Source organism: Microcystis sp. M44BS1, from assembly GCF_020244875.1.
Taxonomy (GTDB): Bacteria; Cyanobacteriota; Cyanobacteriia; order Cyanobacteriales; family Microcystaceae; genus Microcystis; species Microcystis panniformis.
Map to the genome: position 1 here is coordinate 1 of NZ_JADBVM010000321.1, position 13,486 is coordinate 13,486.

The 13,486-nt window shown below is 42.8% G+C and carries 17 protein-coding genes; 6 read left to right on the top strand and 11 right to left on the bottom strand.

Going from position 1 to position 13,486, the window contains the following annotated elements:
• Positions 1 to 88: 88 nt before the first annotated feature.
• From IM515_RS23760 to crtE, 8 genes are all read right to left on the bottom strand, one after another.
• Positions 89 to 361 carry a hypothetical protein gene (locus IM515_RS23760; RefSeq protein WP_287695603.1) on the bottom strand — a complete coding sequence of 91 codons (273 nt, stop codon included), beginning with the start codon at positions 359 to 361 and terminating at the stop codon, positions 89 to 91.
• Positions 339 to 716, bottom strand: coding sequence for a nucleotidyltransferase family protein (locus IM515_RS23765; protein WP_004159483.1), 378 nt, complete (start codon positions 714 to 716; stop codon positions 339 to 341). Before IM515_RS23765 ends, IM515_RS23760 begins: the two co-directional genes overlap by 23 nt.
• Before the next feature lie 20 nt (positions 717 to 736).
• Complete coding sequence (locus IM515_RS23770; RefSeq protein WP_341275525.1) at positions 737 to 955, bottom strand: ribonuclease toxin HepT-like protein; 219 nt, start codon at positions 953 to 955, stop codon at positions 737 to 739.
• On the bottom strand, positions 888 to 1,211 hold the full coding sequence (locus IM515_RS23775; RefSeq protein ID WP_287629640.1) for a ribonuclease toxin HepT-like protein: 324 nt from the start codon (positions 1,209 to 1,211) through the stop codon (positions 888 to 890). The genes IM515_RS23770 and IM515_RS23775 overlap by 68 nt, the downstream gene beginning before the upstream one ends.
• Positions 1,193 to 1,546, bottom strand: coding sequence for a nucleotidyltransferase family protein (locus IM515_RS23780; protein WP_287629641.1), 354 nt, complete (start codon positions 1,544 to 1,546; stop codon positions 1,193 to 1,195). The genes IM515_RS23775 and IM515_RS23780 overlap by 19 nt, the downstream gene beginning before the upstream one ends.
• A gap of 189 nt (positions 1,547 to 1,735) precedes the next feature.
• Positions 1,736 to 2,566: a 4-hydroxy-tetrahydrodipicolinate reductase gene (gene dapB, locus IM515_RS23785; RefSeq protein ID WP_190723297.1), complete on the bottom strand. Its 831-nt coding sequence runs from the start codon at positions 2,564 to 2,566 to the stop codon at positions 1,736 to 1,738.
• Between the two features lie 485 nt (positions 2,567 to 3,051).
• A complete protein-coding gene (locus tag IM515_RS23790; RefSeq protein ID WP_002733310.1) occupies positions 3,052 to 3,504 on the bottom strand; it encodes a divergent PAP2 family protein in 453 nt (150 codons plus the stop codon).
• Positions 3,505 to 3,521: 17 nt separating this feature from the next.
• Positions 3,522 to 4,451, bottom strand: a complete 930-nt coding sequence (gene crtE, locus IM515_RS23795) for a geranylgeranyl diphosphate synthase CrtE (RefSeq protein WP_072924057.1) — start codon at positions 4,449 to 4,451, stop codon at positions 3,522 to 3,524.
• 413 nt (positions 4,452 to 4,864) lie between these two features.
• On the opposite strand from crtE, the gene IM515_RS23800 reads away from it, so the two are divergent.
• A complete protein-coding gene (locus IM515_RS23800; RefSeq protein WP_287629642.1) occupies positions 4,865 to 6,262 on the top strand; it encodes a serine/threonine protein kinase in 1,398 nt (465 codons plus the stop codon).
• Here the strand turns inward: IM515_RS23800 and IM515_RS23805 are convergent.
• Complete coding sequence (locus IM515_RS23805) at positions 6,236 to 6,439, bottom strand: hypothetical protein (RefSeq protein ID WP_043995992.1); 204 nt, start codon at positions 6,437 to 6,439, stop codon at positions 6,236 to 6,238. The two genes, IM515_RS23800 and IM515_RS23805, sit on opposite strands and share 27 nt — an antisense overlap.
• A 145-nt stretch (positions 6,440 to 6,584) precedes the next feature.
• Between IM515_RS23805 and def the strand changes: the two genes are divergently transcribed.
• The 3 genes from def (at position 6,585) to IM515_RS23820 (ending at position 8,086) form a co-directional block, all read left to right on the top strand.
• Positions 6,585 to 7,160 carry a peptide deformylase gene (def, locus tag IM515_RS23810; RefSeq protein WP_287629644.1) on the top strand — a complete coding sequence of 192 codons (576 nt, stop codon included), beginning with the start codon at positions 6,585 to 6,587 and terminating at the stop codon, positions 7,158 to 7,160.
• 31 nt (positions 7,161 to 7,191) lie between these two features.
• Positions 7,192 to 7,389, top strand: a complete 198-nt coding sequence (locus IM515_RS23815) for a hypothetical protein (RefSeq protein ID WP_002731987.1) — start codon at positions 7,192 to 7,194, stop codon at positions 7,387 to 7,389.
• 379 nt (positions 7,390 to 7,768) lie between these two features.
• Complete coding sequence (locus IM515_RS23820; protein ID WP_002768334.1) at positions 7,769 to 8,086, top strand: 2Fe-2S iron-sulfur cluster-binding protein; 318 nt, start codon at positions 7,769 to 7,771, stop codon at positions 8,084 to 8,086.
• Between the two features lie 81 nt (positions 8,087 to 8,167).
• On the opposite strand, the gene pyrG is transcribed toward IM515_RS23820, so the two are convergent.
• Positions 8,168 to 9,790, bottom strand: coding sequence for a glutamine hydrolyzing CTP synthase (pyrG, locus tag IM515_RS23825; RefSeq protein WP_002768336.1), 1,623 nt, complete (start codon positions 9,788 to 9,790; stop codon positions 8,168 to 8,170).
• 256 nt (positions 9,791 to 10,046) lie between these two features.
• Between pyrG and IM515_RS23830 the strand changes: the two genes are divergently transcribed.
• Together IM515_RS23830 and IM515_RS23835 are read left to right on the top strand one after the other, a co-directional pair.
• Positions 10,047 to 10,400: a hypothetical protein gene (locus tag IM515_RS23830; protein ID WP_002789398.1), complete on the top strand. Its 354-nt coding sequence runs from the start codon at positions 10,047 to 10,049 to the stop codon at positions 10,398 to 10,400.
• 230 nt (positions 10,401 to 10,630) lie between these two features.
• Positions 10,631 to 12,052 carry a serine/threonine-protein kinase gene (locus tag IM515_RS23835; protein ID WP_287629645.1) on the top strand — a complete coding sequence of 474 codons (1,422 nt, stop codon included), beginning with the start codon at positions 10,631 to 10,633 and terminating at the stop codon, positions 12,050 to 12,052.
• Here the strand turns inward: IM515_RS23835 and IM515_RS23840 are convergent.
• Complete coding sequence (locus tag IM515_RS23840) at positions 12,044 to 13,483, bottom strand: aminotransferase class I/II-fold pyridoxal phosphate-dependent enzyme (RefSeq protein WP_287629647.1); 1,440 nt, start codon at positions 13,481 to 13,483, stop codon at positions 12,044 to 12,046. The two genes, IM515_RS23835 and IM515_RS23840, sit on opposite strands and share 9 nt — an antisense overlap.
• Between the last annotated feature and the right edge of the window lie 3 nt (positions 13,484 to 13,486).

The window sequence follows — 13,486 nt, forward strand, 5'->3', positions numbered from 1 at the left end:
ATTTTCTCTTTCTCGCTCCATACCCCTTTTAATGCTATATATTCTCATTAACCCTTTTAACCTTTGAATTAATTTTAGTTATTATGTACTACTTTAATGGCTTTTTTGATCTGTGACAGTTGAGGGTGCGGAATGTGGGATTTAACTCAGAAGCGATAATTTGAAAAATTCGTTCACATCCTGTATAGAAGTTATGGAGTTTTAGGGCTAAACTTTCGGCACAAATATCGGCTAGTGCCGGGTTGGTTAGCATTTCCGCTTGAACTAAACGCATTTGGCTTTCTAGCCGATTTAATCTATTAACTTCAGTGGCAATATCAAGGGCGATTTCTTGTAATTCACTGGCACTCATCGGACGCATAAAGACATTCTCCTGTTTGCAAAACTCTTTTAAGAAAATGAGGTTCTAAGTCTTCTATAGGCTTTAAATCAATCCAGCGAGCGCTAATTAAATTAACTTTTCCTAAAGCTTGAAAAAAACTTTCTGGGGGTATGCCAGCCACGGCTAGATCAATATCAGAGGTTTCCTGAAATTTACCTTTAACTAGAGAACCAAACAGGATAATTTTTGTAATTGGGAAATTTTCTTTTAAATAATCAATAACTGGCGGAAGATTTTTCCTTGCCTCTTGAGCTAATTTTTGATTATATTCCTGCTGTTCTTTTTGGCGTTTTTGCCAGTATTCAAGATAGGGATTATTAACCGACATAATCATTATAATATCGAGGATTTAGCTTAACTTTCTGCCCATTGTTCAAAGAAAATTTGAATATCTTTTTCTAAGTTTCTGTAGATTTTTCTTGCCCTGTCTAAATTAACTTTCAATTGCTCATAATCAATATTTGTGCCGTAGGCATGACGAAAAAAGTGCCGAAATCCTCGCAAACTATTTAACAAAGCGGCGGTTTCTGAAGAAATAAAAGCAGGACGAATTCCGGGGATAGGGACAGTCATTCTGTCTGTTTAATAAGGCTGTATGCCATTGCCGAGTATCGGCAATATGATTTTCAAAACAGGTAGCCACTATTTTAAGTAAATCCTCAGTGGCACTGTATAAATTATGGATTTGATAGGCAATGCTTTCTAGGCGAATGACATCATCGGGATTAACACCTTCGGCTCTAACAGCAACTTTACCATCGATCGCTTTGATTAGCTGTAATTGAGCATTTATATCAGCTTTCAACGGAATTAGTTGTCGGTTGTCCATAAAATTCCTTCTTCCCGAATGCGGTGGGCAAAATGACAGTTTTTCAGCAGAATAATATCTACCTCTCTCCCCAGATAATAGGAAAGAATACTAAGAGCATCAAAGTGCAATTCGGAATTGATATTTTCGACGGCAATATCCACATCAGAACCGGGGTGAAATTTATAGGGACGAGTTAGGGAGCCAAAGATATAAGCTCGATTAATTCCGTATTTTACAGCATTTTCAGGAAGCCATTGTTGAGTTTTTGCCAGCAGGGTTTGTCTTTCCTGTTCTCCTTGAATATCTTTTTCTTTGAGGATTTTATCGAGTTCTGGGGTAGGAAAAGCGCTCATGGGCTTATTTTACCATTGAGTTTAGGTAAGTGGTTCTAATTAAATAGAAGATAGATTTTGCCTTCGATCCCCCCTACTACCTTGATCAGGGGGGTGCCGAACTGTTTGGTACTTTATTGATGACGACAATGCCCAATTAGCAAAGGTTTGAGCTATCACCACTACAATAAAATCACTACCTATCTTGATTTAGAGGATTTTTTCTAAACCGTAGACGAGGGATTGCAGCTGAGTAACTTTACGGATAGAGAGGAGAACCCCCGGCATATAACAGGAGCGATCGCTGGTATCATGACGAAGGGTATAGATTTCCCCGGGGGAACCGAAAATGACTTCTTGGTGAGCAATTAAACCGGGTAGACGCACGCTATGAATACGGATGTTCTCAGCAGTTAAACCGCCTCTAGCGCCGGGGATAGTTTCTTTTTCGGAAACTTGGGCAGGATTAAAGGTTTTACCTAATTCTGCCAGTAATTCGGCGGTTTTAATGGCTGTGCCACTGGGTGCGTCTGCTTTTTGATTGTGATGCAGTTCGATAATTTCTACATGATCAAAGTAGCGAGATGCTTGCAGGGCAGCCTGTTGTAGTAAAACCATGCCAATGGAAAAATTGGGGATAACTAAACAGCCGGTGCTGGCTTTTTCGGCAAATTCGGCTAAATCTTGCAGTTGTGCCGGCGATAATCCCGTAGTTCCCACCACGGGACGCACTCCATAGGCGATCGCACTGCGGGTATTGTCATAAACACCGTCGGGATGGGTAAAATCCACCATCACCCCTTGCACTTTTTCCTGAGTTGCCAGGACTAAAACACTCTGCAAATCGTCGAGAATCGGCACTTCTAGGGGTTCACAACCGGCCACTTCCCCCACATCTTGACCTCGAAAAGCTGGATTTCGATCCACTGCACCCACTAAGATCATATCGTCGGCACGAGCAACGGCTTTAATGACTTCCCGTCCCATTTTACCGGCTGCACCGTTGACAACTACAGGAATCGGTCCTCTATTTTCGGTCATGGTTAATTATTCTCCTTATATATAACCTGAGTTCGGGATAAGAAAAGGGAGAAGTGAGCTGCTGAAAAACAGAAAACCATTCAGCCACCTTGCCCTAGGGTTAGTATAGATGCTTTATTCTGTCCTGTCGATGATTTTTGCCAATAATTTGCACCTCAATGCTCAAAAAGCTTACTTGCTTATGGACTGAAGACTCGACAACGAAAAATAAGCTTATGTCTGGGGGAAATTATGACGATTTTAATCGCTTTTCATACGGCGGATTCAGGCTCAGTCTGGTACATCTTCTAATTTGATTCCTTTTTGCCTCTATCTCAAACATTGCTGCTGATGCGTTTCAAATTTGAATTGGCGTACCAAGATTGGCCATCTCAAAACTTTGAAAACCGCAAAAGCCCTCAATTTTTAGGGATTGTAACATGAGTGATTACCCCGGATTTTCAGTTATTAAATCTAGTTTATCTCAACCCCAGAAAACACCTCAATTAATGACAGAGCAGCACCATGGCGATACCGATACCCAAACTTAAACCGACCAGCACTTGAAAAGGAGTATGACCAATTAATTCCTTTAAACGTTCCTCGTTAAATTCCTTGCCCTCCTGGAACATTTCATCGATAATTTGATTGAGAATCCGGGCCTGTTTTCCCGCTGCCTGACGCACTCCAGCCGCATCATACATAACAATAACCGCAAAAAGCGCCGCAATCGCAAATTCGGGACTAGACCAACCCATCTGTAATCCTACCCCAGTAGCCAAGGCCCCCACCAGCGCCGAGTGAGCGCTAGGCATTCCTCCCGACGAGACTAGATAGCGCAGACTCACCTTACCATCGCGGATTAACTCAATCAGCGCTTTTAGTCCCTGGGCAGTGAAACAAGCTAAAAGAGAGACTAGCAGTATTTGATTGTGTAACACCTGCTCGAAGTCCTGCATAATCTCATTCGTTTAATTTAATTTTTACGATTAACAATATACTCGGCGATGGCCCGTAAAGGTTCAGCGGCCTCATCGTAGCCACTCAATTCATTGATGGCACTATCTATTAACTGTTGAGCTTGCTGGCGGGACCCCTCTATCCCCCAGAGACTGGGATAGGTGGCTTTTTGTGCCTGTAGATCCTTACCGGCGGTTTTACCCAATTCCTCCTTTGTCGCCGTGATATCGAGAACATCATCGATAATTTGAAAAGCCAAGCCAATATTTTGGGCATAACGGGCTAATTTAGCTATATCTTCCGCTTTTGCCCCCGCTAAAACTGCCCCCGACACCACAGAAGTCTCCAACAGGGCCCCGGTTTTCTGAGTATGGATAAAACCGAGAGTTTCTGCCGAAATATCCGGTTTTCCTTCGGATTCCAAGTCTAAAACCTGACCTCCCACCAAACCCGCTGCCCCGACCGTGCGACCTAAACGGGCAATTACCTCTAAAATCTGTACAGGAGGTACATTACGAGTCTGGGTAGCCACATACTCGAAAGCATAGGCCAGGAGACCATCCCCAGCTAAAATAGCGATATCTTCGCCAAAAACCTTATGATTGGTTAATTTCCCGCGTCGGTAATCATCGTTATCCATGGCGGGTAAATCGTCATGAATTAATGACATAGTGTGAATCATTTCTAGGGCGCAAGCGGTGGGTAAAGCCATTTCTAGGGAACCCCCCATCAATTCACAGGTAGCCAGACATAAAATCGGCCGCAGCCGTTTGCCACCGGCGAGGAGAGAATAGCGCATCGCCTCGTAGATTTTGGCGGGATTGCCGATAACTAAAGAGCTATCTAAAGCTGACTCGACAATTAACCGCTTTTCCTCCAGATAGGAAGCCAGAGAAAAGCTCTCGTTTTTCCTCACTTCTACTCCTCGTTCGCCCCTAGTAACCATGTCTTTTTGTCTTGAACCGACTGCTTTTAAAACTATATCAGGAAACTCCACCTCGATCGGAATTAAACTGGCTGCTCCCTTGTACCCTCAGCTGTTGACTATCTAAATTACTCCTTCAGACTACATGGCAGCGCCGCAGTTGCTATTCTGAACACTTGTACTAAATTTTCCCAGACGGAGAGGGTCCAATTTTCTTTTCTGATGCCTATTTTCTCTTTTAACCTGAAAAAATACCTCCCTCAGCAGCCCAGTCCAAGGATTAGCGAAAAACGGGCGATACAATTGAATTTCGCCGCAGTTATCATCGGAGATGCTAAAGTTTTGATGATTCGGTCAAACTTACGTTTTCTTAGCTTGCAGTTTAGAAATTTCTCGATTAGTCTAGAATTAGGATTCTCCTAGGAATATATTGTATGCTGCCAGGGCAAATTTTAGGCGATCGATACCAAATTCAAAGTCAGTTAGGTAAACAAACCGGAAGACGCACTTTTCTCGCCCAAGATCTAAAAACGGGCGCTACTGTTGTCGTCAAATTATTAATCTTCAGTCCCGATTTTGAATGGACAGATTTAAAACTCTTTCAACGGGAAGCTGAAACTCTTAAACATCTAGATTGTCGCTCGATTCCTGAATATATCGACTATTTTGAAGTTCGCACCGATACCTATCAAGGTTTTGCCCTTGTTCAGAGTTATATCGAGGCTAAATCTCTCAAGGAACAGATAGAAAATGGCCGCAAATTTAGTGAAGCAGACCTGCAAGAATTAGCTAAATCTATCCTAGGTATTTTAATTTATCTCCATGAACTTAATCCGCCAATTATCCACCGGGATTTGAAACCTAGTAATATTTTACTAAAAGATCGAACTGGTCATAGTATCGGCAATGTTTATTTAATTGATTTTGGTTCTGTCCAGACTGTTGCCCAACAGGAACAGGCCACTTTAACTATCGTCGGAACCTACGGTTATATGCCCCCCGAACAATTCGGTGGTCGCACCGTTGCCGCTTCTGATTTATACAGTTTAGGAGCGACTTTAATCTATCTAGCTACAGGCATTCATCCCGCCGATTTACCCCAAAAAGATGGCAAAATTCAATTAAATAATTTAGCCAATTTAAGCCCTGCTTTTGTTCATTGGTTAGGGCAGTTAATTGAACCTAGTCTCGAGAAAAGGTTTATTTCAGCACAGGCGGCAAATCAAGCTTTAAATACTCTCCACGAAATGCAATTAACTTACTCTAACCTTGAAAAACCCGCCAGTAGTCGGGTACAATTGCAAAAAAACGAGGAGAAAATTAAAATATTTTTACCCCCCGAAGGTTTTACCCCTAAATTAATTTATCTTGGAACCTTTGCCATCGCTTGGAACGCTTTTTTATTAGTATGGACAGGAGGAGCAGTTTCCATTTCTCTGTGGATAAGTTGGTTTTTTCTGCTCTTTTCCTTGCCTTTTTGGTATGTGGGTTTAGGAATGCTTTACCAGATTATTTATTGTCTCAAAGGGGAGGAAATTATCACTATTAATAGTCAAGAAATTGTTGCCATTAAGCGAATTTTTGGTTTGACACTTCCGGGCAAAAAGAAAATGGCACGGGAACATATTAATAAACTGGTGAAAGCTGATGGTTATCATACCAAAGATGGCGAGGGCGATCGAGTTTATGTACCGATGGCTTTAACTATTTGGGCGGGGACTAAAGAATATACTATTAGTAATAATACAAAAGCCTATCTGAGTGAACCCGAAATTGAATGGTTAGCAGCGGAATTAAGTCAATGGTTAGGAATACCAATTACTAATAAGTAGCCGGTTATAATCAGCTTTTTCTCCCTTCTCCCCACTCCCCCACTGATTACTGATAACTGATAACTGAAAAATCTCCCCACTCCCCCACTGATTACTGATAACTGATAACTGAAAAATCTCCCCACTCCCCCACTGATTACTGATAACTGATAACTGATAACTGAAAAATCTCCCCATCTCTCACCTCCTGATATGGACGAACTGTCTGTGATCAGTGTAAAATTTTATGAAGAGTCTGGGCTTTCTCCTCCCTTTTCTGGAGAAATGCCCCAGTACCAGTGACTAAGATCAAAATTGTGTCATCCCATCGATAATTAAGTTTATGAGCGCCACTATTACCGTAGAAAAACGCAAATTAGAAAAACCCCCTTTAGAACTGCATTATCTCGGCGATCGAGTCCTGCGTCAACCAGCCAAGCGAATTGCTAAAGTCGATGACAGCATTCGTCAATTAGCCAGAGAAATGCTGCAAACTATGTATAGTGCTAATGGTATCGGTTTAGCGGCTCCGCAAGTGGCAGTCAATAAACAATTGATTGTCATCGATTGTGAACCCGATAAACCGGAAAATCCGCCCCTAATTCTGATTAATCCCCAAATTATCGGTTATGGTCGGGAATTATGCAAAGCGGAAGAGGGTTGTTTGAGTATTCCCGATGTGTTTTTAGATGTCATCCGTCCCCAAGCGATCGAAGTGAGTTATAAAGATGAACAGGGGAAACCGCGAAAACTGCAAGCTAACGGTTTACTAGCGCGGGCAATTCAACACGAAATGGATCATCTTAATGGTGTCATGTTCGTGGATAGAGTAGATAACGATTTGGCACTCAATGAAGAATTAAAAAAACACGGTTTTTCCGTGCAAGCGGTGAAACCCGTCGAGAAAGTGACAAAATAAAGGCATTAGTTAATTTAGGTGAGGAGTGAAGATGACCCCGAAAAGCGGCGTTTTATTGTTATTATCCTGTATTGCAGCGATCGCTGGTGTGGGTTGTGTCTTTGAAATTAGTTCAGGAGAACCGGATTTAGGCAATACCACCACTGGCTTAATTCTAGCGGCAAGTGTGCCACTAACAGCCCTATTTTTTTGGGCGGCGGTTAAAGACACGAGAGCCAATTACAAATAGAATAACTTCCCCTCGGTTATGGGAAAATTGGCATAATTTTCATGAGCAGAAGAGAGAAGCAAATTCTCTCTTTTGTTTTTTTAATTACAGGGCAAATTGCCAGAAAAAGTTACTACTTTTCAGTATCTTATCATCTTTTATGACAATCAATTATATGCCGACCGGTGAAAACCTGATTAGGTACAGATTTCCCCCCTCTCTTCTAAGTAGGTGGGTGGAATTAAACATAAGATGAACGTAGGTTGGGTTGAAGCATGAAACCCAACGCCCGATTATGTTACGCTACCGCTAACCCATCCTACAAAAATTGTGCCTCCCTACTTATATCCGCAATCTAGAATGATAAAATAGGTGAAGTTCAAAGCATTATTCATTAGCTATGACCACAACCTACAAAGTAGAAATTTCCCATTTAGGAACAACACAAACGATCGAAGTTAGGGAAGATCAAACTATACTACAGGCGGCCTACGATGCGGGGATTGACTTACCCAGTTCTTGCAATGCGGGCGTATGTACTACCTGCGCCGCTCAACTTTCCCAGGGTAGCGTCGAACAAGGAGAGGGCATGGGATTATCCCCCGACCTGCAAAAAGAAGGCTATGCTTTGTTATGTGTGGCCTATCCTCGCTCGGATATTAAACTGGAATCTGGCAAGGAAGAAGTAGTTTATCAACGTCAATTCGGAAAACCCTAGGCCAAACTGGGGTTAAGACGGGAAATTTTCGGGGGGTTCCCCCCAAAAAACCAGATTTTGAGCCAATAGAACCAGCAAACCCTAACTAATAAGGGAGAACTTTTGCTCTCTACCCTTGAGGGCCGCTTTCATGAAACCAGAAAAGAGGGGATGAGCTTTATTGGGACGAGAGCGAAATTCGGGGTGAAATTGGGTAGCAATAAAGAAAGGATGTTTTGGTAGTTCGATAATTTCCACCAAACGACCATCGGGAGAAGTGCCACTAACCAGATAACCAGTCTCGAAAAAGAGACTACGATAGGCATTATTGAACTCGTAACGGTGACGATGGCGCTCATAGATAACCTCTTGACCGTAGAGAGAGAAAGCTAGACTATCGGGATTTAAACGACAGGGATAGAGACCTAAGCGCATTGTTCCCCCTAAATCCACCACATCTGCCTGTTCTGGCAGTAAATTAATCACTGGATTGGGTGTATCCTCTTCAAATTCGGAACTATTGGCCCTTTCTAATCGGGCCACATTGCGACCCCATTCGATAATCGAACACTGCATCCCTAAACAGAGACCCAAAAAAGGAATATTATTGACCCTAGCATACTCGATCGCCTTAATTTTGCCATCCACACCCCTAATACCAAAACCACCGGGTACCACAATACCGTCAACACCGCTTAAATGAGCTTCGGCCGAATCGTTATCCACATCTTCAGCACTTACCCAACGCAATTCTATCTCGCTATCAAGGGCAATAGCAGCGTGTTTAAGGGCCTCCACCACCGAGAGATAAGCATCACCCAACTGCACATATTTCCCGACGATAGCTATCTCTAATTTTTGACTAGGGGATTGCATCTGTCGGATGAGATTTTCCCACTCCTCCAGATGGGGGTATCGGGGACTGAGGTTTAATAATTCTAGGGTTTGTTGCGCTAATCCCTCTTTTTCCAGATTAAGAGGCACTTCGTAGATACTGCTGGCATCCTGAGCAGTAATCACCGATTCCACCGGCACATCACAGAAAGCTGAGAGTTTTTCTTTTAATCCCGGTTGTAGGGGTAGATGACAACGACAGACTAACACATCCGGTTGAATACCGATCGATCTTAATTCCTTGACCGAGTGTTGCGTCGGTTTAGTTTTCATCTCCTTCGCGGCCGGAATCCAAGGAATTAGGGTAACGTGCATATAAATCACGTTATTTCGACCCACATCCTTCCTAAATTGCCTAATTGCTTCTAAAAAAGGCAAGGATTCGATATCTCCCACCGTACCACCAATTTCTGTGATGACAATATCGGGGTTGGTATCTTTGGCCACCCGAAGAATCCTTTCCTTGATTTCGTTGGTAATATGGGGAATTACCTGCACAGTTCCCCCCATATAAGCACCACGGCGCTCTTTATTCAATACCGCTTGATAAATCGAGCCAGTAGTCACGCTATTGAGACGGGAGAGTTCCGTATCGGTAAAACGTTCGTAGTGGCCAAGGTCGAGGTCGGTTTCAGCCCCATCATCGGTGACAAATACCTCTCCGTGTTGAAAAGGACTCATCGTGCCTGGATCCACGTTGATATAGGGGTCTAATTTCAGAATTGAGACGGAATAATCCCGACTTTTCAACAATCTTCCCAAACTAGCAGCGACAATTCCTTTCCCAATACTGGAGACGACTCCCCCAGTAACAAAGACAAATTTACTCATAAAATTTTTCCTGCGATCGATTATCCCTAGCAAGGGGTAAAAGTTTTCGGGATGCGGTTGACCCGTCAGAGAAGCCGAAGGGCGGTGTCATTTTCCCAGATTTCATTATAACCGGAGGATCTATCCCCCGATCCTCGTTTTAGCTCCCTCTCGAAAATCTATTGCACCACAGCCTTTAGTCACCTTGAACCCAATCATCTAAATTTTCCGCTACAATCGACAGTGCTAAGACTCAGGGATTTATAAACTACTATTCATGATAGATTTTAATACTCTCGCTGAATTTTCTCGCCACTATTGCGTCTCGATTTGTGCCTTTTTAGTACCCGCTAACTTAGTAACCACCCTTTTAACCGTTCTTTTTCTCTATTTTGGTCGTCCTCCCCGTCAAATCTTCCCCATTGCTTCCCTAGCTTTGTTGTTCGCCATCACCATGTTTCTCCACGTCGCCACCTGGTTAATGATTGGTGTGGTTATGGCCCCCACTTTTATCCTCTTTGGACTAGGTTTAACCTGTTTTGTGATCAATTTTCAAGCCATCAGCGATCGCCAAAGCTTGGAACAGTTATTACACACCGGGGTTAATCGTCTGGCCCGCTCTTTCAACTAAAAAAAGCACCGAGACTTCCTACCCCACCATTAAGATAACCGCCCTTATCTGGCTGAATTTTTTTCAGCCAAAGACTTGACAAACTTCAAAATTTCTGCTAACCTTGTAGTACAATGGGTATCCGTGTCGGCCTACGACCCCCCTCTTTAACTCTTTCTTAAGAATAAAAATTTTAACCCGAATTGCAGGTAGTAGCTAAACTAAGAGCAGTACCACGGGAAACGGTGATTATGGAAGTTATTTGTACGCGTCCCCACTGTCCGAAACCGCGTAATCAGTGCCTAGACCTAGACGATAGCAATCTTTTAACCTCGATCGAGCAGAAATATTGTATTACTTGCGGGATGCCATTAATTTTGGGGGGACGTTATTTACCGGAACGTCTATTGGGACAAGGGGGATTTGGGGCAGCATTTTTAGCAGTAGATCGTTATAGTCCCAAAAAAGCTAAATGTGTACTCAAACAATTTCAACCTTCTGGTAATTTAAGTCCCCAAGCTTTAGAAAAAGCGAAAAACTTATTTTTTCAAGAAGCGCACGTTTTAGAAGATTTAGGCCGAGAACATCCCCAAATCCCCGAACTCTATGCTTTTTTCCCTTTAAAAGTCAAGAATCAATTAACGGGAGAAGAAGAGCAATTTTTCTATCTGGCCCAGGAATATATCGACGGTAAAAACTTAGAAGAAATTCTCCAACAGCAACAAAAACCCTTTCAAGAAAGTGAAGTTAAAAACATTCTCAAAGAATTACTTCTTATCCTCAAATTTATTCATGAAAATGGTTCCATTCACCGGGATATAAAACCATCTAACATCATGTTATCCAAAAATGGCCGCCTCTATTTACTCGATTTTGGGGCAGTAAAACAGGCGACTAATAACCCTAGTAATACACAACAGAAATCCACAACAATTTACTCAGCTGGATTTGCTCCTCCCGAACAACAATTAGGCAATCAGGTATCGGCATCCACAGATTTATATGCCCTAGCAGCTACCTGTGTTATACTCTTAACTAATCGCGATCCTGATGATCTATACGATCCGCAAAAACAGGTCTGGAATTGGCAAAATTATGCCCCTAATATCAGTGCAGATTTAGCCCAAGTATTCAATAAAATGTTACTAGCAAATCCCTGGGATAGATTTCAATCCTGTGGAGAAGTTTTAACCGCTTTAAATCCTCCTCCCCCATCTCCTCCACCTTCCCCAATTCCCCCATCTTCCCCCTCTCCAATTCCTCCATCTCCAATTCCTCCATCTCCTCCACCCTCTCCAATTCCCCCATCTCCTCCGGTGATTAGAAAAACTTCCCGCTTTTCTCTTGGGGAAACTTTCGCTAATGCTGCCTTTGCGGGGTTTGAAGGGACATTATTAGTAATTGCCTTAAATAGTTTAGTTCCCTCGGCAGGAATTGTCATCGCCTTTATGATCTTAGGTGGCTTAGTTTTGGCATTATTTAAAAAAGTGATTGAAGGGAAAGATTTACCGATTCTAGCCGCAATTACCCTCGTTTTCCTGTTAATTCCGCAACTGCAAGGAACTCTAAGTTTTCCTGAAATTGCTATCATTGCCGTGATGGCAGCCATTGGAGCCATTGCTATTACTGCCTTTTTCCGGTTAATATATCAGATAATTTTGCGATTATTTTAAAACCCTGAAAGTTGCCAAATTATCATCAGTACCGCCGGTAATCGTGCCACCGAGGTCTAAAATAGTTTGCAGATAGTCGAGGACTTCCTGAGAAATTAACTCACCCGGCATCAAAACGGGAATACCGGGAGGATAGGGACAGATAACATCAGCACTAAGACGATCGAGGGCATTTTTACGGGATACTATCTCTGTAGGGGCAAAAAAAGCCTTTCTAGGAGAAATAGCCAGATTTCCCATGACTAGGGCAGGAGTCGCGGGTAAACTGGTAGAGGAAGGAGATTGAAGGCATTGAAAAGCAGTAATGAGGCGATTAATGTGTTCGCGATGGTTGCCGATGGAGATAATAAAAGTAAGTTGGCTTAAAGTCGGTAATTCTGCCGTGACAGCGTATTTTTCTCGCAAAATATCGTCTATTTCGTAACCGGTTAAGCCAAAATTTTTGACAATTACCGTTAAACGAGTGCGATCGAACCAGTGACAACCCGGGATAGAATGGGGAAAGTCTAAAACAGAGATATTAGGAATTTTATCGAGTTCTTTTCGGGCAGTAGCGGCTAAATCGAGGGTTTTGGTCAGTAAATCTAGTCCTTGCGTCGCCATTTGCTTTCTAGCACTATCAAGGGAAGCGAGAAGCAAATAACTAGGGCTAGTGGTTTGAACTAATTGTAAGGCTCGATCGACTTTTTCGGAACTAATGCGATCGCTTTTTAAGTGTAACATCGATGCTTGAGTTAAGGCCCCTAAAACCTTATGGGTGGACTGAATAGCCATATCGGCGCCGAGAGACAGGGCAGCCGGAGGTAAATCGGGATGAAAGGCAAAATGCGCCCCGTGAGCCTCATCGACGAGCAGCGGGATAGAATAATGATTGGTAATCTGGGCGATAGTTTTTAAGTCACAGCAAACCCCTTGATAGGTGGGAGAGACTACCATCACCGCTTTAGCGTCGGGATGGAGTTTCAGGGCATTTTCGAGGGATTGGGGGGTTATATTTAAATTTAGATCGATAGTGGGATTATATTCGGGATTGATAAAGATAGGTTGCGCCCCAGAGAGAATTAAGCCCGAAATTGCCGATTTATGAATATTTCTCGCCAAAATAATTTTATCTCCCTCGCCGCAAGTGGCTAAAATCGCCGCAATAATGCCACAACTGGAACCATTGACTAAAAACCAGCTTTTATCTGCCCCAAATGTCTCGGCTGCTAAAATTTGCGCTTCTTTAATCACTCCCGTCGGGGCAAACAAATTATCAAGGTCGGGTAATTCGGGTAAATCGGCTTTAAAAACGCTTTTTCCCAGTAAATTACTTAAATCTTCCCCGATTCCTTCCCCCTGCTTATGCCCTGGCGCATAAAATGGTACATCTAAACTATTGACTTTTTTTTGCAGTTGTGATATCAATGGAGCGGATTCTGGCGAAGGCATTTT